A 21,960-nucleotide genomic window follows, 5' to 3' on the forward strand; every position below is an offset into this window, starting at 1 on the left:
CCAGCGGAACGAGTTCCTCGTGCCCGTACATGCTCAGGATCGACTGGCTGCGGCCGCCCGCCACCCAGTCCACGAGCAGTTGCTCGGCTCCCTCGGTCAGCACGCACCGCACCCGGTGCTCCGAGTAGTACCGATGGAAGGTCTCGTCCATCACCAGCCACTCGGCGTCTGTCGGCAACCGCCCGAGCAGGCGCTCGTAGAACTTCGGTACCGGCACGCAGTACAGCGACCGGTACTGCTCCATCGTGATCGGTTCCAGCCCCAGCTCGGCGAACGCCGCGTTCGTCGCCCCGATGATCGCGTCATTGTCGTGGAACAGCGTGCCGTTCCAGTCCCACACAATGTGCGAAGCTCCCTGCATCCCCATGCCCGAAAACGTTACCTGCCCCCACTGACAATGAAGAGACCCGCAGGTCAGCGAGGTTCGACGGGCCGGTGACCGAAGGTCTGGCGAGTGGACCGGCCGCAGCTGGACGGCCCGGCGGACGCACGAGGCGCCGCGCCCTCAGTTCCCGAGCGCCACCAGATTCGGGATCTCCTGCGTCGCGTACCAGAGCAGCTCGTGGTCCTCGGCCCCGTCCACGAGGAACCGAGCGTCCTCGTCCCCGCCGTCCGCCGCCGGCACCGCCCCGGCCGCCGCGGCCACATCCGCCTCCGCGTCCGCCGAGTCGACGTGCACGGAGGCCACCTTGGCCAGGGGCACGGCACCGGCGACCCCGACCTCACCCGGCGACGCCGGGTCGATCCCCCGCCCGGGGTCGGCGCTCGCCTGCCCGTCGGGTACGTCGACGGCGACCACGACCCGCCGTCGCGGCGCGTCCGGGTGCGCCGCGAGCAGCCTCAGCGAGGCCTGCGCGGCCCGGCCCAGCGCCGCGTACTCCAGCTCCTCCGTGTCCTCGGAGACGTACCACTCACGCAACGCGGGCGTGACGGCGTACGCGACGAGCGGCCCGGCCCCCACCTCACCCGTCCTGTACGCCTCGGCGAGACCGGGGAGTGTCAGGGGGACGTAGACGCGCATGGCTGGCCGCTTTCGTGGTCGGAGGGGCTCCACAAGCCCGCGTGAAGGGCCTTCAGGATACGGGTGGGGGTCCCCTTTCGAGTCCCTCCCCGCACGCGGGAGGCCGTCCACCCCACGCCGGGGATTCACCCGGCCCGCCCCCGCGCCTACGGGCTCCCGTTCCCCTCCGTCACCCGGATAAGTGAAGTTCCCCGGCCCTTCGGCTCCGCGCCCGCCGGTTTGCCGCTCCTCGAATCACTCCCGTACAAGATCCCCAACGGAAGTTACTGCCCGGTACAGCACCTGCCGGCCGGGCCCAGCGACACGGGGATCCCCATGAACAAGGTCATGACCAGGACCGTCCAGCGCCACCCCGCCTCCCGTCCCCCCACGCGCCGCGACACACGCCGTCCCGGTGGCAGCCCACCGCGCGCCCCGGGCTCCGGCCCGACCCGCACGACGCCCTCTCTCCGGACGCCGACGGCCGTCCCGCAGCCCCGCCCGACCGACCTCTTCGCCGACCGCCTGCTCCTCGTCCTGAGCGGTCAGCGACCCGTCCACGCCATGCTCCGCCACACCGCGGGCCCCGCCTACGACGACCTGGCCCACCTCGCCGAACACGGCCCCCTGCGGTCCGGCGGCCCGCGCCCCGTCATCCGCGACATCGGCTACTGCGAACCGCGCCCAGGCGCCATCGAGGCCTTCGTGCGCATCGGCACCGGTGACCGCCTGCGGGCCATGGCCTTCCGCCTGGAGCTGGGCCGCGACAACCGCTGGCGCTGCACGGCCGTGGAACTCGGCGGCGCCCGCACCCCGGCGCGCCACTACTAGCCCACCGGTGCCACCTCGCCACCGCACGCCGAAGGGCCGGGCACCCTCGGGTGCTCCGGCCCTTCGCCTGGCTGCGACGCTACGGCGCCACGCGTACCGCTACTTCTTCCGGCGCCGCCCGGCCTTGGCCTGCTTGCGGCGCTCGGCACGCGTGAGGCCGTCGGCCTCCGAGCGCACCGGCTCGCCGTCCTCGGTGAAGTCGCCCTCGATGGTGCCACCCTCACCGTCCACCGTCGGCGCGGTGAAGTGCAGGTTCCGCCGCTGCGGGGCCTCCAGGCCCTTGGCGCGGATCTCCGGGCGGGGCCCCGCCTGCGCGGGCACCGCGTCCTGCTTCTCCAGGGTCGGCTTGGTGTCCTCGACGGGAACCTCCTCGACCTGCTGCTCGACCTGGACCTCCAGGTTGAACAGGTAGCCGACGGACTCCTCCTTGATGCCCTCCATCATGGCGGTGAACATGTCGAAGCCCTCACGCTGGTACTCGACCAGCGGGTCCTTCTGGGCCATCGCGCGCAGGCCGATGCCCTCCTGGAGGTAGTCCATCTCGTAGAGGTGCTCGCGCCACTTGCGGTCGAGGACCGACAGCACGACCCGGCGCTCCAGCTCACGCATGATCTCGGATCCGAGCTGTCCCTCACGCGACTCGTACTGCGCGTGGATGTCGTCCTTGATGGACTCCGAGATGAAGTCGGCGGTGAGCCCGGCGCGGTCGCCGGCCGCCTCCTCCAGCTCCTCGATGGTGACCTTCACCGGGTAGAGCTGCTTGAAGGCGCCCCACAGCCGGTCCAGGTCCCACTCCTCGGCGAAGCCATCGGCGGTCTCCGCGGCGATGTAGGCGTCGATCGTGTCGTCCATGAAGTGCTGGATCTGCTCGTGCAGGTCCTCGCCCTCCAGGACGCGTCGCCGCTCGCCGTAGATGACCTCACGCTGCCGGTTGAGCACCTCGTCGTACTTCAGGACGTTCTTACGGGTCTCGAAGTTCTGCTGCTCGACCTGCGACTGGGCGGACGCGATCGCGCGCGTGACCATCTTGTTCTCGATCGGCACGTCGTCCGGGACGTTCGCCATCGACATCACGCGCTCGACCATCTGCGCCTTGAACAGCCGCATCAGGTCGTCACCGAGGGACAGGTAGAAGCGGGACTCGCCCGGGTCGCCCTGACGGCCGGAACGACCGCGGAGCTGGTTGTCGATACGCCGCGACTCGTGCCGCTCGGTACCCAGCACGTACAGGCCGCCGAGCTCCTTGACCTCTTCGAACTCGGTCCGCACCGCCTTCTCGGCCCGCTCCAGAGCGGCGGGCAGCGCGGCGGCCCACTCCTCGATGTGCTCCTCGGGGTCGAGGCCGCGCTGGCGCAGCTCGGCCTCGGCGAGGTCGTCGGGGTTGCCACCGAGCTTGATGTCCGTACCACGGCCGGCCATGTTCGTGGCCACGGTCACGGAGCCCTTGCGGCCGGCCTGGGCGACGATCTGCGCCTCACGGTCGTGCTGCTTGGCGTTGAGCACCTCGTGCTGGATGCCGCGCTTGCTGAGCTGCTGCGAGAGGTACTCGGACTTCTCGACCGAGGTGGTGCCGACCAGGATCGGCTGGCCCTTCTCGTGCTTCTCGGCGATGTCGTCGACGACCGCGTCGAACTTGGCGACCTCGGTGCGGTAGATCAGGTCGGACTGGTCCTTGCGGACCATCGGCCTGTTGGTCGGGATCGGGACGACGCCGAGCTTGTAGATCTGGTGGAACTCGGCGGCCTCGGTCATCGCCGTACCGGTCATGCCGGAGAGCTTGCCGTAGAGGCGGAAGAAGTTCTGGAGGGTGATCGTGGCGAGCGTCTGGTTCTCGTCCTTGATCGGCACCCCTTCCTTCGCCTCGATCGCCTGGTGCATGCCCTCGTTGTAGCGGCGGCCGGCGAGGATACGGCCGGTGTGCTCGTCGACGATCATGACCTCGCCGTCGATGACGACGTAGTCCTTGTCCTTCTTGAAGAGCTCCTTCGCCTTGATGGCGTTGTTCAGGTAGCCCACCAGCGGCGTGTTCACCGACTCGTAGAGGTTGTCGATGCCCAGCCAGTCCTCGACCTTCGAGACACCGGACTCGTGGATGGCGACCGTGCGCTTCTTCTCGTCGACGTCGTAGTCGCCGGTCTCCTCGATGCCCTTGAGCGGCTGGCCCGCCTCACCGCGCTTGAGGCGGGTGACGAGCTTGGCGAAGTCGCCGTACCACTTGGTGGCCTGGTCGGCCGGGCCGGAGATGATCAGCGGCGTACGGGCCTCGTCGATGAGGATGGAGTCGACCTCGTCGACGATGGCGAAGTTGTGGCCGCGCTGGACCAGTTCGTCCTGCGACCACGCCATGTTGTCGCGGAGGTAGTCGAAGCCGAACTCGTTGTTCGTGCCGTAGGTGATGTCGAAGCCGTACTGCTCTCGGCGCTGGGCCGGCGTCATGTTGGCCAGGATGCAGCCGACGGACAGGCCCAGGAACTTGTGGACGCGGCCCATCATCTCGGAGTCGCGCTCGGCCAGGTAGTCGTTGACCGTGATGAGGTGGACACCGTCGCCGGACAGCGCGTTCAGATAGGCGGGCAGCGTGCCCACCAGGGTCTTGCCCTCACCGGTCTTCATCTCGGCGACATAGCCGAGGTGCAGGGCGGCGCCGCCCATGATCTGCACGTCGTAGTGGCGCTGGCCGAGGACGCGCTTGGCGGCCTCACGCACCGTGGCGAACGCCTCGGGCAGCAGGTCGTCCAGGCTCTCACCATCGGCGTACCGCTGCTTGTACTCATCGGTGAGGGCCCGCAGCTCGGCGTCGGAGAGGTCGACGAAGTCCTCTTCGATGGAGTTGACCTGGTCCGCGATGCGGTGCAGCTTGCGCAGGATCTTGCCTTCGCCTGCACGCATGATCTTCGAGAGGACGGACACGGGGGTTGGTCTCCTTGCCGGTCGGGCCTGGGACGGTCGGTTTCCTTCTGACGTACTGAGCAACGGCCATCGTATGCGAGGACCCGGCCGCGCCGGGAGGCCTGCCGGACCATGACGGTCCGCAGTCACGCTTCGATGCCGAGTCTGCCGTCGGACTGTCTGGAAAAACCGCCTTCGCACTGGCTTCGATCTGCCTCAGATCTGCCTTCGATCTGCCTTTCACCCGGGACAACGGACGGGAGCCCTGGATGGTGCCGCGGCACGCCGACGAATTGTGCGAATCGTGATCGCATGCTCACACACGGCAAAGGCATGGCGTTTCGCCCGCTCCTCCGAGCAGAATCGGCCGATGGAGCCCGTCACCATCGCCACCGCCCGCCTCCGGCTGCGCACCGTGGGCCCGGACGACACCGACGCCGTGTACGCGGCGTGCCAGGACCCCGACATCCAGCGCTGGACGACGATGCCCTCGCCGTACCTCCCCGAGCACGCCCGGAACTTCACCGAGCACGACGTCCCGGAGGGCTGGGCGAACCGCTCGATGTTCACCTTCGGCCTCTTCCTCCCCGACGCCGAACTGGCCGGAATGCTCGGCATCAGCATGCGCTCCCTCGGCGTCGGCGAGATCGGCTTCTGGCTGACCCGGCACCACCGCGGCAACGGCTACATGACCGAGGCCGCCGGCGCGGTCTCCCGCTGGGCCTTCGTCCATCAGGGCATCGACCGCCTGGAGTGGCGTGCCGAGGTGGGCAACACCGCCTCCCGCGCGGTGGCCGAGAGCGCCGGCTTCACCATGGAGGGCACCCTGAGAGCGGCCCTCAACAACAACGGCGTGCGCCGCGACTGCTGGATGGGCTCCCTGCTCCCCTCGGACCTGGGGCTGCCGTCGACGGCGCCGTATCTGCCGGCCCGGGCGCCGGCCACATGAGCCCACTCCGGGGCCCCCTTGCACAGATGCCCAGCTCAGTCCGCGCTGTCAGTCCCACCCTCTATCGTTCGAAGACATGACGACCCCGCGCCCGGCGGAACTCTCCGCAGCCGAAGCCCGCCGCATCGCCCTTCGCGCCCAGGGCTTCCTCGGCACGCCCGACCGCAAGGCCGGTGTCCGCGGCATACTCCGCCACCTGGGCGCGGTGCAGCTCGACACCATCTCGGTCCTCGCCCGCTCCCACGAGCTCGTTCCCTACGCCCGCCTGGGCGCGGTCGGCCGCAAGACCGTCGAGGACGCTTACTGGAAGCCCACGGCGCCGGGCGGAACCCCGGCCCAGCCCCACGCCTTCGAGTACTGGTCGCACGCCGCGTGCATCCTCCCCGTCGAGGAATGGCCCCATTTCGCCTTCCGCCGCCGCGCCTACCGCAGCCGCCCCCACTGGAGCCACGAACTCCCGGACGGCGCCTACGACCAGGTGATCAAGCAGCTGCGCGCCGAGGGCCCGCTGACGGCCACGGAACTGGGCGGCGCCAAGCGCACCAGCGAGTGGTGGGACTGGTCCGGCACGAAGGTCGCCGTCGAACGCGCCCTGATGTACGGCGAGGTGGTCTGCGTGCAGCGCCGCGGCTGGAAGCGCGTCTACGACCTCGCCGAGCGTGCCGTCCCCGCGGCCCTGCTGCACGACGAACTCGACGACGCCGAATGCCTGCGCCGCCTGGTCCGCCTGGCCGGCCAGTCGCTCGGCGTGGGCACACGCGCGGACATCGCCGACTACCACCGCCTCAAGGGCGAGCAGGTCGACTCGGTGATCGCCGACTCGGGCCTGGTCCCGGTCACCGTGGAAGGCTGGGGCAAGCCGGCCTGGGCGGACCCGGCGGCCCTTCTGACACCGCCGCGCGGCCGCCACCGTACGACGCTGCTGTCCCCCTTCGACTCCCTGATCTGGGAGCGGGCCCGCACCGAGCGCATCTTCGGCTTCACCCACCGCCTGGAGGCCTACGTCCCCAAGCCGAAGCGGGTGTACGGCTACTTCGCGATGCCCGTCCTCGCCGGTGGCCGTCTCGTGGGTCGCGTCGACCCGGCCCGGGAGGGCCGCACCCTCGTGGCCAAGCAGGTCACCCTGGACGGCCCGAAGGCGGTCCCGTCGGTGGCCCAGGCGCTGATCGAGGCGGCGAGCTGGGTGGACTGCACGAACGTGCGCCTGGAGCAGGTGGACACGCCGGATCTGCGCGAGCCGCTCACCAGGGAACTCGCCCGCGCACTGGCCTGACCGTGTCAGCGAGCCGACGGCTCGGGCGACGGTTCGGTCGGTCGACGATGCGGTCGACCGCTCAGCGGATCTCGAGGATCTTCTCCCGCATCGCGTACACCACCGCTTCCATCCTGGAGTGCAGCTGCAGCTTCTCCAGGATGTTGCGCACATGGTTCTTCACGGTGTTCTCGGAGATGAACAACTCCTTGGCGATGTCCCGGTTGTTCATCCCCGTGGCGACCAGCTTGAGCACTTCCAGCTCACGGTCGGTCAGCCGTGGGGCGGGCACCAGCCGCCGCTCGTCCGTGCGTTGGATCATCGACTTGAACTCGGTGAGCAGCTTCGACGCCATGGACGGACTGATCTGCGACTGCCCGTCGGCCACCGCGCGGATCGCCGTGGCCACCTCGTCCGTGGAGATCTCCTTGAGGAGATATCCGGTCGCCCCCGCCTTGATGGCTTCGTAGAGGTCCGCTTCCTCGTCACTGATCGTCAGCATGATGATCTTCGCACTGGGCGCCACCTCCTTGATGGAGGTGCATGCCTCGATCCCGCCCCGCTTCGGCATGCGGACGTCCATCAGGATGATGTCGGGGAGCAGATCGGCGGCCTTCTCCACGGCCTCGGCCCCGTCACCCGCCTCGCCGACGACCTGGATGTCCTCCTCGGCCGCCAGCACGATCTCCAGGCCACGGCGGAAGAGGGCATGGTCGTCCACCACCAGGACACGAATGGGTTCTTGGCGTGAGGAGCCCCCGTCCGTGCCCATGCCGACGACGCCGTCACCGGCGTCCTCGTCCTGCATCGGTCCGAAGCTGTCCGCCATCGTTCCTCCCCCTGAAGGCTGTGGCCTGTGGTCCTGTGCCATCGCCAACCCAAGGCAACGGTCCACCGGTTGGGCCGTTGCGGCCATGATTTCATGCCCGGACGACACTCCGGTGACGAAGCGGTCGGTGAAGTGGTCGCACACAGGTGCCCCTGGGAGCGCACGCGCGCGCTCCAGGGGCACCCGGATCAGCTGTCGTCCGGATCAGGTCAGCCGCCCAGCGGACCCCCCGCGTCAGGGGACGGCGTCTGGGTGACCATGGTGTCCGTGCTGAGGTGGATCACGCCGTAGTCGTACGCGTGTCGCCGGTAGACGACACTCGGTTCCTTCGTCTCGGAGTCGACGAACAGATAGAAGTCGTGCCCGACCAGTTCCATCTCGTAGAGAGCCTGGTCGAGAGTCATGGGTGCTGCGACGTGAGTCTTCTCGCGGACCACGAGGGGGCCGTCGCCCTGTACTTCCAGCGAGCCGATCTTCTTGGTGGGTACCGAGTTCGGCTCGTCCGCCTCGAAGGCACTGCCGTCGCCGTTGAGTGTCGCCGCGCCCGGAACGTGGTCGGCGACCTCGGCTGCCGTCAGCCGGCGCACCCCCCGGCGCGTGTGACGCTTGTCGTGCTGCCTGCGCAGCCGTGCGTCCAGCTTCTCGGCGGCGAGGTCGAGCGCCGCGTACGGGTCGTTGGCCGCTGCCTCCGCCCGGATCACCGGACCGCGGGAGCGGAGGGTGATCTCCACTCGGTCGCAACGGTCGGCCTGCCGGGGGTTGGGCTCCTTGGACACCTCGACGTCGAGGCTGATCACCTTGCCATCGAGCTTCTGGATCTTGTCCAGCTTCAGCTTCTCGGCCACGTGCTTTCGGAACCGCTCGGGCACCTCGGTCTTGCGGCCCTTGACGACGATGTCCACGCAGAACTCCGTTCCCGGATCGCTCCGCTCCACTGGCGGAGCATCTCCCTTGTGCACCAGGTCCCGGTGAGCCCCGGGACCGCGGACTCGGTGACGTCCACCTCCTCCCCCATGGGCAAGATCTCCACCCGGCCGGCCGGGGTGATTGCGAAAAACCACGGCATGGCATTCGGATAAGCGAGGTGTGGCCTGCGACCTTTCCCTCACAACCGAACATATCTCGCCCGGGCGGATGTCGTCACCCTCTACTGCCGCGTACCTCCATTCCGGTGAATTGACCCTGTCACTACCTGCAACGATGCAACTTCGCAGTCAGTTCCGGTTTATTTCGAAAGAATCCGGCGACGCAGCGACCACCGCGGCACAGATCGCGACCCGGTCGCTCTTCGCCTTTCCCCGCACGGCCCACTCACGGTCCGTGCTCCCTTCCATTGATCCCGTCATCCGTTCCCCTCTCCTTTCCCCAATGACTCCCCCGTACACGGCTGTCACCACATCTCCGCGCGTCGCAAATGCCGCACGTCCGTAACCAGCCGTTTCCTCCGCCAGGGTCACCCGCACGGCCCGCGCGGCCTCCCTCAGCGACGCCCCCGTCGTCATCACGTCATCCACCAGCACCACATGTCCCTCACGCAACAGTCCGGCTCCACCGGCGGTCACCGACAGCGCCCCCGCGAGGTTCTCCAGGCGCCGCTGTCCGTCCAGCCCCGCCTGGTCGGCGACCGGCCGCCGCTGCCGCAGCACCGCGAGTACGCGCGCGGGCGTCCCCGTACGGCGCAACTCGGCCGCCGCCGCGAAGGCGATCCGTCGGGCCGGATCATGCCCCCTGGCCCGCACGGCCCCGCGCCCCGACGGCACGGGAACGAGCAGCACCGGCCCGCCGGCCACCCCGGCCGGCCCTGCCCGCACGGCGCCCGCGAGAGCGACACCGAGCGGCCGGGCGAGCGGCAGCGCGCCCCGCTCCTTGTGAGCCAGCAGCACGGCACGCACCGCCCGCGCGTACGGTGCCGCCGCATGCACGACCGGCAGCCCGCGCGGCTCCGGCACCGGTCGTACCCGGCAGGGTGCGGCCCCGCTCAGGGCGGCACGGCACTCCGGGCAGAGCACCGTGCGAGGCCTGCCGCAGCCTCCGCACTCGGCCGGCAGCACCAGATCCGTGAGGTCCTGCCACCAACCCCGCATGCCCACCACTGTGCCAACGCCGTCGCGGCCTCACCACCCCTGTGGACAACCGCCTGTGGACAACTCGCCGCACGACCGTGACAAGCAGAATCGGCCGCCTCCGCCAGGCTCCTGCCCAGCGAGAACGGCCGTCCGGCACAACGACCCCTCAGAAACCGCGAAGCAGTGCCCTACAGCGGCCGACCGTCCTCGGCCCTCAGAGAGGGACCCGCCCGCTATCCCGGATAGACCGGCGCGGACCCGTCCTTCACCACGGTCTGCCACTGCGCCCCGTCCGGCAGCCGCACGATCCCGTCCACCGAGTACGCCACCAGCGGGAGCCGGTCGTCCTCGGAAGCGGCGATCTCCTTCACCCCGGTGAGCGCGTCGGGCGCCGGCACCTCCGGCATGGAGCCGTCGACCTGGACGTACCGCATCTGCTGCACGCCCCCCTCCTCGCGCCCGACCACCACGAGCCTGCCGTCACCGGCCCAGGACATGGTGGTGACCTCCTCCAACTGCGGTGCGGCGGAGCGCAGTTCGAGCACCGAGACACCCGCCACGCCGGTGACCTGGTCCTTCTCGCCCCGCTCGATCCGCCCGACCTGCAGCGACTGCTTGCCGTCCTTCTCCACGACCAGCGCGATCCGGACGCCGTCAGCCGCGACCCGTACGGACTGGATCCGTCCGTCCAGCCGCGGCACCTGCACCTCCACCGGCTCGCCCTTGCCCTCCGGGAGCACGAGCAGCCGCGAGTTCTCCGGGTTGCGGTCGGCCACCCACAGGTCGCCTCGCGTGTCCCAACTGGGCGTGGTCAGCCGGTCCTTCTCCGTCCGGCCCGTGCTGCGCACCACCGGCTCCCCGAGCGAACCGCCCGACGCGAGCAAACCGACGTACAGCGCCTTGCCGTCCAGGGCGACCCCGGCCGCGGTCTGCTCCTGCCGCGACACCGCCGCCGAGCGCAGCGCCCGCACGCCCTCGCCCAGCTCTCCCGGCACCGGTTCGGCCTTGGCGCTCCGGCTGCCGGCAGGGATCCGGACGAGTCGGTGCTCCCCGTCGACGAAGTACAGGTAGTCGGCGCCCCGGGCCGACCCGTGCGCTGCGACGGCCGCCGCACCGTCCTCGTTGAGCACGCACAACTGCACACCGCCCGCCTGCAGCTCGATCTCGTCCACCGCGGGCGTGAGGTTCTGGAGGGTGAACAGCAACTGTGCGGCCATCTCATCGCACTTGGCCGGCCCGACCCGGGCGGCCTTGTCGTTCAGTGGCACGGTCAGCCGGTTCCGGTCGTCGGGCGTCAGCGCGACGACGCCCTTCCGCAGCGCCGCACCGGTCGGGAAGCTCGATCTGACCACGGGATCCAGCCAGGTCGTCGGCCCGTTGAGCAGGGAGCGCACGATGTGCGTCGTGGGGTCCACGCGCCGGCGCAGGTACACGGGGTCGGCGACCGCCTCGGGTTGCGAGGACGCGCCCACAGCAGCCTGGGAGGCGAAGTAGTACTTGTCGACGGACATGTAGTTGCGCTGGAAGTCCGACTGGCCCATGACGACGCCCTGCGGCAGCCCGTCTATGCGCCACTGCCCGCTCTTCTTGTCGCGCGTGAGGTGCACCGGCTTGCTGTAGGAGCCCTCGGTCGGCGTGTACGACTGCTGCGCGTCCACCAGGGCGACCTTGGTGCCGGTCAGCGTGAACAAGAAGTCGACCCCGTCCTCCCGGGTCCCCACGGAGTTCGCCTGGGTGTCCGGCCCGTCGGCGAGCACCGTGGTGGACAGCTCCGGCTGCCAGGTCTTGGCGGCCGCCGCCGTCAGATACTGCTTCGCCGTCGCATAGTGGGGATCGTCGCTGGTCAGCGCTTCGAGAAAGCCTTGCACGATCTCCGACGGCGGCGCGTCCTCGCGCGGCGGCATGGGAAAGACCCGCACCTGCGTCTCCTGGCGCGGAGTGGACTCCACGCCTTGCAGGTCCCCGCTGTCGGGCATCGAGGCGCACCCTGTCAGCAGCACGACGCCACAGGCGACGTACACCACCGCGCGTCCCGGCGTGCGCCGGGAGCCCCCCTCGCGGTCAGCGCCCACGAAATGCCTCCCCTTGATCGTTCTACTCCTTCGGCCCGGCGTCCACGGCACCGGTCGGGGCCGTACTGCGGCGCGCCGCCTCGCCGACCGGCTGTTCGCCCTGCCCCCGCGTCCCCCCGGCGGGCCGGGGCACCACGCGCGCGCCGTTGCCGGGCAACGCCGTCGGATCGGCCGTCGGGGCCACGGCGGCCGACCGGTGTGCGATCGGGTCGCGCGCCCCCATCCGGCCGCTGCCCGTGGACTGGGCGGGCACGGTCGCGGTCTTCTCCCCGCCGCCGCGCGGCAGCCCGGCGTCGTCCAGGCCACGGTTGCGCCGGGAATCCTTGGGCTCCAGCGGTATCGGCGAGCCCCTGAGCGGCTCGTCCGCGGTGCGCGGCAACGTCAGCCGGAACTGCGAGCCACCGCCCGGCTCACCCCACGCCTGCAGCCAGCCGCCGTGCAGCCGCGCGTCCTCCAGGGCGATCGACAGCCCGAGGCCGGTGCCACCGGTCGTACGCGCGCGTGCGGGGTCGGCCCGCCAGAAGCGGCTGAAGACCCGGGTCGCCTCTCCGGGCTTGAGTCCGACGCCGTAGTCGCGCACCGCGACCGCCACCGCCCCGCCCGCCGCGGCGAGCTTGACGACGACGTCCTTGCCCTCGCCGTGCTCCACGGCGTTGACGACGAGGTTGCGCAGCACCCGCTCCACCCGCCGGGCGTCGGCCTCGGCGACGACGGGCTGCTGGTCACCCGCGACACGTATGTGCGTGCCTTTGCGCTCGGCGAGGGGCTCGGCACCACTGACCACGCGCCGCACGACCTCCCTGAGGTCTATCGGCTCGGCCTCCAGAGCCGCCGCACCCGCGTCGAAGCGACTGATCTCCAGCAGGTCCGCCAGCAGCGACTCGAACCGGTCGAGCTGGTCGGCGAGCAACTCCGCCGACCGGGCGGTCACCGCGTCGAAGTCCACCCGCGCCTCATGGATGACGTCGGCCGCCATCCGCACGGTCGTCAACGGGGTCCGCAACTCGTGCGACACGTCGGACACGAACCGCCGCTGCATCCGCGACAGGTCCTCCAGCTGCTGGATCTTCAGCTGAAGGTTTTGCGCCATCTTGTTGAAGGCCTCGCCGAGGCGCGCGATGTCGTCCTCGCCGGTGACCTTCATCCGCTCCTGCAGCCGTCCGGCGGACAGCCGCTCGGCGATGCCGGCCGCCATCCGCACCGGCGTCACGACCTGCCGCACCACCAGCCAGGCGATGGCCCCGAGGAGGACGACGACGAAGAGGCCGGCCGTCGCCAGTGTGCCCTTGACCAGGCTCAGCGACTTCTCCTCCTGCGTGAGCGGGAAGAGATAGTACAGCTGGTAGGGGTCACCGTTGGGGTCGTTGACCTCCTTGCCGATGACCAGCGCGGGCTGTGAGCCCTTGTCGCCGCTGTAGACGATGCGGGTGTAGCTCTGCGCGGCCGTCGGACTGCTGTTCACGCGCTCGCGCAGGTCTTCAGGCACGCTCGTGTTCGGGTCGACACCACCGGAGGCACGCGGTCCGCGCCCCCCGCCGCTGTTGTCCCCGGCGGGCAGCGTCACCACGTCGAAGGCGCCCTGACCACCGCTGGAGAGCGAGGAGACAAGGTCACTCATCCACTGGATGACGTTCTGCGACGACCGCCCGTCCACCACCGTGGAGGGGTCCTCCCCGGTGCCGCTCGCCGCCTCGTCGGCCCGCTGCCTGGCGACCGCGAAACCCCCCGTGGCCTGGCTCTGCGACGCCTTCACCTTGGCGTCCAGCAGTCCGTTGCGCACCTGCCCGATGACCACGAAGCCGAGCAGCAGCACGACACCCAGCGACATCAGCAGGGTCGTGACCACCACCTTGAGCTGGATGTTGCGCCGCCACAGCCGCATGACGGGCAGCAGCGGACGCCGTACCCAGCGCATGAACAGCCGGAAGACCGGGCTGCCCTGGACTCCGCCCTGGAGCAGCCCGCCCTCCAGGAGCCGTCCCCAGCGGGAACCCGCCGCCTTCCGGCCGACAGGCCGCCCCGCGCGGGCCCCGGACCGGCCGGGCGCCGAAGCGGCACTGTCCTTGGACATGTCAGCTCGGCCCGGCCTTGTATCCGACTCCCCGGACGGTCACCACGATCTCCGGGCGCTCCGGGTCCTTCTCGACCTTGGAGCGCAGCCGCTGCACGTGCACGTTGACCAGTCGTGTGTCCGCCGCGTGGCGGTAGCCCCACACCTGCTCCAGGAGCACCTCACGGGTGAACACCTGCCACGGCTTGCGGGCCAGCGCCACCAGCAGGTCGAACTCCAGCGGTGTCAGCGCGATCGACTGCCCCTCGCGCTTCACCGAGTGCCCGGCCACGTCGATGACCAGGTCACCGATGGCGAGCTGCTCCGGCGCGGGCTCCTCCGAGCGGCGCAGCCGCGCCCGGATACGGGCCACCAGCTCCTTGGGCTTGAACGGCTTCACGATGTAGTCGTCGGCCCCGGACTCGAGCCCCACGACGACATCGACGGTGTCGCTCTTCGCCGTAAGCATCACGATCGGCACCCCGGACTCCGCCCGGATCAGCCGGCACACCTCGATGCCGTCCCGACCGGGCAGCATCAGGTCGAGCAGAACCAGATCCGGCTTGGCCTCCCGGAACGCTGCCAGCGCCTTGTCGCCGTCGGCTACGAAAGACGGCTCAAAACCTTCACCACGCAGCACAATGCCGAGCATCTCGGCCAGTGCGGTGTCGTCGTCGACGACAAGGACTCGTCCCTTCATAAACGACATCATCCCATTCTCATAACGGTGAAGGAGGTGCAGGTGAGCAGGCTCACTGGCCAGTGACGATAGTCGTATCGGGTCACTACTGTCTGCCCTGGACCGGATGTCACCGGCCCCTCTCCCCACGGCGCACCGCAGATCGAGGGGGCCCCGAGCGTTGATCCGGCCGGAATCAGGCCAAGATCAGGGCACCGCCGGCCCCTGGCGGACGGCCGCGCGCCGCGCCCCGTCGCACATCTCCGCCAGCGCCTCGGCGGTCACAGGCGACACCGCACCCTCCTCCGTGACGATCGCCGTGATCAGCTCGGGCGGCGTCACGTCGAACGCCGGGTTGTAAGCCTGCGTCCCCAGGGGGGCCACCGGTACCCCACCGCCCGCGCCCGTCACCGGCACGTTGGGCGCCGCGACCTCGGTCACCTCGTACCCGGGCCGCTGCTCCACCTCGATGGACGCCCCGTCCGGCGTCTCCGGGTCCACCGTCGTCACCGGCGCCACCACGATGAACGGAACATGGTGGTACCGCGCCAGCACGGCGAGCGGATAGCTGCCGACCTTGTTCGCCACCGAGCCGTCGGCCGCGATGCGATCCGCCCCGACCAGCACCGCGTCCACCTCCCCCGCCGCGAACAGCGAGCCCGCCGCGCTGTCGGTGAGCAGCGTGTACGCCATACCGTTGCGCGCCGCCTCGTACGCCGTGAGCCGGGCGCCCTGCAGCAGGGGACGGGTCTCGTCCACCCACAGCCGCCGCAGCTGCCCCACCCGGTGCGCGGCGAGCGCCACGGCGAACGCCGTGCCCTCCCCACCTGACACCAGCGAACCGCTGTTGCAGTGCGTGAGGATCCGATGCCCGCCGCCCGGCAGCAGCTCGTCCAGCAGCGCCAGCCCGTGCCCGGCCATCCGGGCACTGGCCTCGGCGTCCTCCCGGTGCAGCTGCCGCGCGGCCGCCAGCGCCGCCCCGGCGGCCTGCTCGGCGTCGGCCCCGTCGGCGAGCGCGGCGTCGTACGCGGCCCGTGCCCGGCGCACGCCGACGGACAGGTTCACGGCGGTGGGCCGGGCGCTTTCCAGCGCGACGGCGGCCTCGTCCACGCCGAAGCCGCGCGCGGCGGCGAGCGCGACGCCGTACGCGCCCGCGATGCCGAGCAGCGGCGCCCCGCGCACGGCGAGCGAACGGATCGCCTCCACCAGGGCGGAGGCGTCCGTACAAACCAGTTCGACCTCCTCGGCGGGCAACCGCGTCTGATCGAGAAGGACCACGACCGGTCCTTCGGGGGGTTCGTCCCAGCGGATCGCCGGACTACCGGTGGACTTGTCCTCGCCGGATTGCGCGTACTGATCAGCCATGCGGTCAGTCTGCCCGTTCCACGACGGACAATTGAAGGTGTGGCACCCATACCGCGGCCGGTCCCTGGGTGAACGCCCCATGGCACGATGTCTGCCAACCTGCCGCCGCGCCGGCGGACGGGCACTGTGAAGGAGCGACGATGAACGACACTCCGGGCTGGGCCTCGCCCGGATCCGCCCCGTCCAACGGGCAGGAGCCCGGCACGTCCGGCCCTGCCGAGCCGGCCGACCGGCCCGGCCCCGCGCAGCCCTCGCAGCCCGAGGACCAGCCAGGCCCCCAGACGCCGGAACCCGGCGCGAAGTGGTCCAAGGAACAGCCGCCACCCGCCCAGTGGTCCGCACCCACGGGTCCGCCGGCACCCGGTCAGACTCCCCCGCCCCCACCGCCCGATCCCGGCTGGGGCGGCCAACGGCCTCCCGGCGGTCACGGCGGCGGGTACGGCAACTGGCAGGGCCCCGGCGGCGGACACGCCGGTTGGGGCGGCCAGTGGGGCGGTCCGCCGCCCGCGGCCAAGCCAGGCGTGATCCCGCTCCGCCCGCTCGGCGTCGGCGAGATCCTCGACGGTGCCGTCTCCACCATGCGCACCTACTGGCGCACCGTGCTCGGCATCGCGCTCACCGTGGCGATCTGCACGGAGATCATCGTCATCCTGCTCCAGGGCCTCGTCCTGAACGAGCGGACCAGCACCGAGGCCCTCGAAGACCCCAACGCCACCCTCGGCGAACTCAGCCGCGCCCTCGGCGACGCGCTGCTCAGCTCCGGGGTCATCTTCCTGATCTCCCTGATCGGCACCGTCGCGGCGACCGCGCTGCTCACCACCGTCACCAGCCGCGCCGTCCTCGGAAAGCCCGTCACCACCCGTGAGGCCTGGCGCGACGCCCGCCCGCGCGTACTGAAGCTGTTCGGCCTGATCTTCCTGCTGCTCCTGATCGCCGTGGGCGTCGCCGTCCTGGGCGCCGTGCCCGGTGTCCTGGTGACCCTGGCCGGAGGGGGCGGCGCCGGCGCCGCGCTCACCGTCCTGGGCGGCCTGTGCACCGCCGTCCTGGCCCTGTGGCTGATGGTCCGCTTCTCGCTGGCCTCCCCCGCCCTGATGCTGGAGAAGCAGGGCATCCTGAAGGCGATGAGCCGCTCCGCCAGGCTCGTCCGCGGCTCCTGGTGGCGCGTCTTCGGCATCCAGCTTCTCGCCACGATCATCGCCAACATCGTCGCGGCGATCGTCGTCATCCCCTTCACGTTCCTCGCCGCGGCCCTCAGCGGCGACGGCGTCAACGGATTCCTCGAAGGCACCGGCGACTTCGGCTGGACGTTCCTGATCATCAGCGGGGTCGGCTCCGTGATCGGTTCCATGATCACGTTCCCGATCGCGGCCGGTGTCACCGTGCTCCTCTACGTCGACCAGCGCATCCGCCGCGAGGCCCTCGACCTCGAACTGGCCCGCGCCGCCGGCGTCCAGGGCTACGGCACCGGCACCACCAACCCCTCGCCCGGGAGCTGATGCGGTGCACCTCGCCGGGGGAGTCCTCACAGCTGCGCCACCGCTGCCACGCGCCGGCGAAGCCGCCGTCCGCGCCTGGCTGCGCGCCGGCGACCTGACGGCACGACCGCCGCACCGCACCGGCGGCACCTCCGCGCTGTCGCTGCCCGGCTCCGACGACGCACCGCCGCTCACGATCCCCCGCGACCCCGCGCGGGACGCGGCCCGCCGCGAGCTGTCCAAGCGCATGTACCACGAGGACGACCCCGGCCTGTTCCAACGCCTCCTCGACGCCTTCTGGGAGTGGCTCGGCAAGCTGCTCCGCCTCGCGTCCGACGCCACCCCCGGAGGCACGCTCGGCCTCCTCGTGGTCGTCGTCGCGGTCCTCGCGGTCCTGGGCGCCCTGTGGTGGCGCCTGGGCACCCCACGCCGCCGGCCCACCTCCTCCGCCGCCCTGTTCGACGACCGCCCCCGCAGCGCCGCCGAACACCGCGCGGCCGCCGAGGCCCACGCCGCCCAGGGCCACTGGAACCAGGCCCTCCAGGAACGCATGCGCGCCATCGTCCGCTCGCTGGAGGAACGCGCCCTGCTCGACGCCCGCCCCGGCCGCACCGCCGACGAGGCGGCCGCCGAGGCCGGCCGCGCCCTGCCCTCCCACGCCGACCGGCTGCGCGCCGCCGCCCGGGACTTCGACGACGTCACATACGGAGGCCGCACGGCCGCCGAACCGTCGTACCGCCGCATCGCCGAACTCGACCGCGACCTGGAGCGCACCAAGCCCCAGCTCACCAGCAGCAGCGCCCACAGCGCGGACACCAACCCCCGCCAGGGAGCCGCCGGATGACGACCGAGGCCAAGCTCCCCGCCACCTCGGCCTCGCGCACCCCCCGCCAGGTATGGACCCGCACGCGAGGCATCGCGCTGGCCCTCGTCCTCCTCCTGGCCGGAGCGGTCGTGATCGCCCTGGTCCGCTCCGACGCCAACCGCGGCAGCCTCGACCCGCGCTCCACCGCCCCCGAGGGCAGCCGTGCCGTCGCCGAACTCCTCGCCGACCGCGGCGTGTCCACCCGCCTGGTCACCACCCTGGAGGCAGCGCGCTCCGCGGCCGCACCCGACACCACCCTCCTGGTCGCCGTCCCCGACCTGCTGACGGGACCTCAAAAGACCCAACTGCGCTCCACGATGGCCGAATCCGGCGGCCGCACGATCCTCGTCGCCGCCGGCAGCTCCTCCGTCGAGCAACTCGCCCCCGGCGTCACCGCGGACCCCGCCACCAGCCTCCGGTCCACGCTCGAACCCGACTGCGACTTCCTCCCGGCCCGGCGCGCGGGCGCCGCCGACACGGGCGGCCTCCGCTACACCGCCCTGCACCTCGAAGCCGACGAGTGCTACCCGAGCCAGCGCCTGGCCAGCCTGATCCGCTTCCCCGAGGCCTCCGGGGGCGGCGACACCGTCGTCCTCGGCGCCCCCGACATCCTCTTCAACGACCGTCTCGGCGAGCAGGGCAACGCCTCGCTCGCCCTCCAACTCCTCGGCTCGCGCCCCCATCTGGTCTGGTACCTCCCCTCACTCACCGACGCCTCCACCCCGGACGACGAGCGCGGCGTCTTCGACCTGCTCCCCTCCGGCTGGCTCTGGGGCACCCTGCAGCTCTTCATCGCCGCAGCCCTCGCCGCCCTGTGGAGGGCACGCCGACTCGGCCCCCTCGTGCCCGAAAAACTCCCCGTGGCGATCCGCGCCTCCGAGACCGTCGAAGGACGCGCCCGCCTCTACCGCAAGGCGAACGCCCGCGACCGCGCGGCCGCCGCTCTTCGCTCCACCACCCGCACCCGCCTCGCCCCCCTGGTAGGTGTCCCCGTCGCCCAGGCGCACGCGCCCGAGGCCCTGCTCCCCGCGCTGTCCGCCCACCTTTACGGCGACGGACGGTCCCTGCAGCCTCTCCTCTTCGGCCCGCCGCCCGGCGACGACGCGGCCCTCATCTCCCTCGCCGACCAACTCGACGCCCTCGAAAGAGAGGTACGCCGTCCATGATGGACCCGACCACTGACAACGCCGGGCGGACCGGGGACCCGGGCAACGCCCGAGCCGCCCTGGAGGCTCTGCGCGCCGAGATCGCGAAGGCCGTGGTCGGCCAGGACCCCGCTGTGACGGGCCTCGTCGTCGCCCTCCTGTGCCGCGGACACGTTCTCCTCGAAGGAGTCCCCGGGGTCGCCAAAACGCTGCTCGTCCGCGCCCTCGCCTCCGCACTCGAACTCGACACCAAACGAGTCCAGTTCACCCCCGACCTCATGCCGAGCGACGTCACCGGCTCCCTGGTCTACGACGCCCGCACCGCCGAGTTCTCCTTCCAACCCGGCCCGGTCTTCACCAACCTCCTCCTCGCCGACGAGATCAACCGCACGCCCCCCAAGACCCAGTCGTCCCTCCTGGAAGCCATGGAGGAACGCCAGGTCACGGTCGACGGCACCCCCCGCCCCCTGCCCGACCCGTTCCTGGTCGCCGCGACCCAGAACCCGGTGGAGTACGAGGGCACGTACCCCCTCCCCGAAGCCCAGCTGGACAGATTCCTCCTCAAGCTCACCATCCCCCTCCCTTCCCGCCAGGACGAGATCGCGGTCCTCACCCGGCACGCCGAGGGCTTCAACCCGCGCGACCTGCGCGCCGCCGGCGTACGCCCCGTGGCGGACGCCGCCGTGCTGGAGGCGGCCCGCACAGCCGTCGCCAAGACCACGGTCACCCCCGAGATCACGGCCTACGTCGTCGACATCTGCCGAGCCACCCGCGAATCGCCCTCCCTCACCCTGGGCGTCTCCCCACGAGGCGCCACCGCCCTGCTCGCCACCTCGCGCGCGTGGGCATGGCTCACCGGCCGCGACTACGTCACCCCCGACGACGTCAAGGCACTGGCCCTCCCCACCCTCCGCCACCGGGTCCAGCTCCGGCCGGAGGCCGAAATGGAAGGCGTGACGGCCGACTCTGTCATCAACGCCGTCCTCGCCCACGTCCCCGTCCCCCGCTGATGGCACTCACCGGACGCGCCGCACTCCTCGCGGCCCTCGGCTCCCTCCCCGTAGGTCTGTGGGAGCCGAGCTGGACGGGAATCCTCGCCGTGAACGGCCCCCTGGCCCTCGCCTGCGCCTGCGACTACGCCCTCGCGGCGCCGGTACGGCACCTGGGCCTCACGCGCTCCGGCGACACCTCCGCCCGCCTGGGCGAGACGGCGGACGTCACCCTCACCGTCACCAACCCCTCCCGTCGTACCCTGCGCGCCCAGCTCCGCGACGCGTGGCCTCCCAGCACTTGGCAGCCGGGCACCGAGTTCGCTGCCTCCCGCCACCGCCTGACGGTCCCCGGGGGCGAGCGCCGCCGCATCACGACCCGGCTGCGCCCCTCCCGCCGCGGCGACCGCCAGGCCGACCGCGTGACAATCCGCTCCTACGGCCCCTTGGGTCTCATCGCCCGCCAAGGCACCCACGAGGTCCCCTGGACGATCCGTGTCCTGCCCCCCTTCACCAGCCGCAAGCACCTCCCGTCGAAACTCGCCCGCCTCCGCGAACTCGACGGCCGCACAAGCGTCCTTCAGCGAGGCGAGGGCACGGAATTCGACAGCCTGCGCGAGTACGTCCCCGGCGACGACACCCGCTCCATCGACTGGCGCGCCACAGCACGCCAGACCACGGTCGCCGTGCGCACATGGCGCCCCGAACGCGACCGCCACATCGTCCTGGTCCTCGACACCGGCCGCACCTCAGCCGGCCGCGTGGGCGACGTCCCACGCCTCGACGCCTCCATGGACGCCGCCCTGCTCCTGGCCGCCCTGGCCTCCCGCGCCGGCGACCGCGTCGACCTCCTCGCCTACGACCGCCGAGTACGCGCGTCGGTCCAGGGCCGCACGGCAGGCGACGTACTGCCTTCCCTGGTCAACGCCATGGCGACCCTCGAACCCGAACTCGTCGAAACGGACGCCCGCGGCCTCGCCGCCACGGCACTTCGAACTGCCCCTCGCCGCTCCCTCATCGTCCTTCTCACGACGCTCGACGCGGCTCCGGTGGAAGAGGGCCTGCTGCCCGTTCTCCCGCAGCTCACGCAACGCCACACGGTCCTGGTTGCCTCCGTGGCGGACCCTCACATCGCCCTCATGGCCACGTCCCGCGGAGACACGGAGTCGGTCTACGACGCGGCAGCCGCCGCCAAGGCCCGCTCCGAACGCCATCGCACCTCCGAACAGCTCCGCCGGCACGGCGTAACGGTGGTGGACGCGACGCCGGACGATCTGGCGCCGACGCTGGCGGACGCGTATCTGGCACTCAAGACGACGGGGCGCCTCTGAAATCTGAGAAGGGCCTTCAGACAGACTCACTGAAGGCCTTTCCAAGTACCCACAAAAACGCAGAAAACCCCGCATCCAAGGATGCGGGGTTTTCATCAAAGATTGTTCGGCGGCGTCCTACTCTCCCACAGGGTCCCCCCTGCAGTACCATCGGCGCTGTAAGGCTTAGCTTC

Annotated in this window: 18 protein-coding genes; 8 read left to right on the forward strand and 10 right to left on the reverse strand. The window is 71.1% G+C overall.

All coding sequences use genetic code 11. The features are described 5' to 3' along the window. The coding region (locus AB0O67_RS28245) for an HAD hydrolase-like protein (RefSeq protein WP_365455761.1) at positions 1-367 on the reverse strand (367 nt) is incomplete at its 3' end. Positions 368-505: 138 nt separating this feature from the next. Beyond that, positions 506-1,021: a hypothetical protein gene (locus tag AB0O67_RS28250; RefSeq protein WP_365455764.1), complete on the reverse strand. Its 516-nt coding sequence runs from the start codon at positions 1,019-1,021 to the stop codon at positions 506-508. 315 nt (positions 1,022-1,336) lie between these two features. Between AB0O67_RS28250 and AB0O67_RS28255 the strand changes: the two genes are divergently transcribed. Then, complete coding sequence (locus tag AB0O67_RS28255) at positions 1,337-1,831, forward strand: Rv3235 family protein (protein ID WP_365455767.1); 495 nt, start codon at positions 1,337-1,339, stop codon at positions 1,829-1,831. A 99-nt stretch (positions 1,832-1,930) separates the two neighbouring features. Here AB0O67_RS28255 and secA read toward each other — a convergent pair whose 3' ends face one another. After that, the gene (gene secA / locus AB0O67_RS28260; protein WP_365455770.1) at positions 1,931-4,741 is read right to left on the reverse strand and encodes a preprotein translocase subunit SecA; all 2,811 of its coding nucleotides are present in this window, start codon (positions 4,739-4,741) and stop codon (positions 1,931-1,933) included. 349 nt (positions 4,742-5,090) lie between these two features. Between secA and AB0O67_RS28265 the strand changes: the two genes are divergently transcribed. Further along, positions 5,091-5,669 (forward strand): GNAT family N-acetyltransferase, encoded by a 579-nt coding sequence (locus tag AB0O67_RS28265; protein WP_365455774.1) that lies wholly within the window; start codon positions 5,091-5,093, stop codon positions 5,667-5,669. Positions 5,670-5,745: 76 nt separating this feature from the next. Continuing rightward, a complete protein-coding gene (locus AB0O67_RS28270; protein ID WP_365455777.1) occupies positions 5,746-6,942 on the forward strand; it encodes a crosslink repair DNA glycosylase YcaQ family protein in 1,197 nt (398 codons plus the stop codon). A 61-nt stretch (positions 6,943-7,003) separates the two neighbouring features. On the opposite strand, the gene AB0O67_RS28275 is transcribed toward AB0O67_RS28270, so the two are convergent. The 7 genes from AB0O67_RS28275 to mtnA form a co-directional block, all read right to left on the reverse strand. Then, positions 7,004-7,750: a response regulator transcription factor gene (locus AB0O67_RS28275; RefSeq protein WP_365455780.1), complete on the reverse strand. Its 747-nt coding sequence runs from the start codon at positions 7,748-7,750 to the stop codon at positions 7,004-7,006. 209 nt (positions 7,751-7,959) lie between these two features. Next, positions 7,960-8,652, reverse strand: coding sequence for a ribosome-associated translation inhibitor RaiA (gene raiA, locus AB0O67_RS28280; protein ID WP_365455783.1), 693 nt, complete (start codon positions 8,650-8,652; stop codon positions 7,960-7,962). A 312-nt stretch (positions 8,653-8,964) separates the two neighbouring features. Further along, positions 8,965-9,834: a ComF family protein gene (locus AB0O67_RS28285; protein ID WP_365455786.1), complete on the reverse strand. Its 870-nt coding sequence runs from the start codon at positions 9,832-9,834 to the stop codon at positions 8,965-8,967. Positions 9,835-10,049: 215 nt separating this feature from the next. Continuing rightward, positions 10,050-11,888, reverse strand: a complete 1,839-nt coding sequence (locus AB0O67_RS28290; RefSeq protein WP_365455789.1) for an LpqB family beta-propeller domain-containing protein — start codon at positions 11,886-11,888, stop codon at positions 10,050-10,052. 22 nt (positions 11,889-11,910) lie between these two features. Then, positions 11,911-13,959: an MtrAB system histidine kinase MtrB gene (gene mtrB, locus AB0O67_RS28295; RefSeq protein WP_365455792.1), complete on the reverse strand. Its 2,049-nt coding sequence runs from the start codon at positions 13,957-13,959 to the stop codon at positions 11,911-11,913. A gap of 1 nt (position 13,960) precedes the next feature. Next, positions 13,961-14,650 carry a two-component system response regulator MtrA gene (gene mtrA / locus AB0O67_RS28300; RefSeq protein ID WP_187281934.1) on the reverse strand — a complete coding sequence of 230 codons (690 nt, stop codon included), beginning with the start codon at positions 14,648-14,650 and terminating at the stop codon, positions 13,961-13,963. A 174-nt stretch (positions 14,651-14,824) separates the two neighbouring features. Then, complete coding sequence (gene mtnA, locus AB0O67_RS28305; protein WP_365455795.1) at positions 14,825-15,982, reverse strand: S-methyl-5-thioribose-1-phosphate isomerase; 1,158 nt, start codon at positions 15,980-15,982, stop codon at positions 14,825-14,827. Between the two features lie 140 nt (positions 15,983-16,122). Here mtnA and AB0O67_RS28310 point away from each other — a divergent pair, with 140 nt between their 5' ends. From AB0O67_RS28310 to AB0O67_RS28330, 5 genes are read left to right on the forward strand one after another with little or no spacing between them, the layout of a single operon-like run. Beyond that, entirely contained in the window at positions 16,123-17,478 is a 1,356-nt protein-coding gene (locus tag AB0O67_RS28310; RefSeq protein WP_365455798.1) for a glycerophosphoryl diester phosphodiesterase membrane domain-containing protein, read from the forward strand. A 4-nt stretch (positions 17,479-17,482) separates the two neighbouring features. Next, positions 17,483-18,301, forward strand: coding sequence for a DUF4129 domain-containing protein (locus AB0O67_RS28315; RefSeq protein ID WP_365455801.1), 819 nt, complete (start codon positions 17,483-17,485; stop codon positions 18,299-18,301). Then, positions 18,298-19,488 carry a DUF4350 domain-containing protein gene (locus AB0O67_RS28320; protein WP_365455804.1) on the forward strand — a complete coding sequence of 397 codons (1,191 nt, stop codon included), beginning with the start codon at positions 18,298-18,300 and terminating at the stop codon, positions 19,486-19,488. Before AB0O67_RS28315 ends, AB0O67_RS28320 begins: the two co-directional genes overlap by 4 nt. Next, positions 19,488-20,477, forward strand: coding sequence for a MoxR family ATPase (locus tag AB0O67_RS28325; protein WP_365455810.1), 990 nt, complete (start codon positions 19,488-19,490; stop codon positions 20,475-20,477). The genes AB0O67_RS28320 and AB0O67_RS28325 overlap by 1 nt, the downstream gene beginning before the upstream one ends. Next, positions 20,477-21,787 carry a DUF58 domain-containing protein gene (locus AB0O67_RS28330; RefSeq protein ID WP_365455807.1) on the forward strand — a complete coding sequence of 437 codons (1,311 nt, stop codon included), beginning with the start codon at positions 20,477-20,479 and terminating at the stop codon, positions 21,785-21,787. Before AB0O67_RS28325 ends, AB0O67_RS28330 begins: the two co-directional genes overlap by 1 nt. Positions 21,788-21,960 lie beyond the last annotated feature (173 nt).

Origin of the sequence: Streptomyces sp. NPDC086077 (genome assembly GCF_040686175.1) — a bacterium.
Classification (GTDB): domain Bacteria; phylum Actinomycetota; class Actinomycetes; order Streptomycetales; family Streptomycetaceae; genus Streptomyces.

Excerpts from the sequence above, each read along its gene's own strand:
- AB0O67_RS28250 (WP_365455764.1), bottom strand. The coding sequence starts at position 1,021 with ATGCGCGTCTACGTCCCCCTGACACTCCCCGGTCTCGCCGAGGCGTAC.
- AB0O67_RS28255 (WP_365455767.1), top strand. The coding sequence starts at position 1,337 with ATGAACAAGGTCATGACCAGGACCGTCCAGCGCCACCCCGCCTCCCGT.
- AB0O67_RS28265 (WP_365455774.1), top strand. The coding sequence starts at position 5,091 with ATGGAGCCCGTCACCATCGCCACCGCCCGCCTCCGGCTGCGCACCGTG.
- AB0O67_RS28270 (WP_365455777.1), top strand. The coding sequence starts at position 5,746 with ATGACGACCCCGCGCCCGGCGGAACTCTCCGCAGCCGAAGCCCGCCGC.
- AB0O67_RS28275 (WP_365455780.1), bottom strand. The coding sequence starts at position 7,750 with ATGGCGGACAGCTTCGGACCGATGCAGGACGAGGACGCCGGTGACGGC.
- AB0O67_RS28285 (WP_365455786.1), bottom strand. The coding sequence starts at position 9,834 with ATGCGGGGTTGGTGGCAGGACCTCACGGATCTGGTGCTGCCGGCCGAG.
- mtrB (WP_365455792.1), bottom strand. The coding sequence starts at position 13,959 with ATGTCCAAGGACAGTGCCGCTTCGGCGCCCGGCCGGTCCGGGGCCCGC.
- mtrA (WP_187281934.1), bottom strand. The coding sequence starts at position 14,650 with ATGATGTCGTTTATGAAGGGACGAGTCCTTGTCGTCGACGACGACACC.
- mtnA (WP_365455795.1), bottom strand. The coding sequence starts at position 15,982 with ATGGCTGATCAGTACGCGCAATCCGGCGAGGACAAGTCCACCGGTAGT.
- AB0O67_RS28310 (WP_365455798.1), top strand. The coding sequence starts at position 16,123 with ATGAACGACACTCCGGGCTGGGCCTCGCCCGGATCCGCCCCGTCCAAC.
- AB0O67_RS28320 (WP_365455804.1), top strand. The coding sequence starts at position 18,298 with ATGACGACCGAGGCCAAGCTCCCCGCCACCTCGGCCTCGCGCACCCCC.
- AB0O67_RS28325 (WP_365455810.1), top strand. The coding sequence starts at position 19,488 with ATGGACCCGACCACTGACAACGCCGGGCGGACCGGGGACCCGGGCAAC.
- AB0O67_RS28330 (WP_365455807.1), top strand. The coding sequence starts at position 20,477 with ATGGCACTCACCGGACGCGCCGCACTCCTCGCGGCCCTCGGCTCCCTC.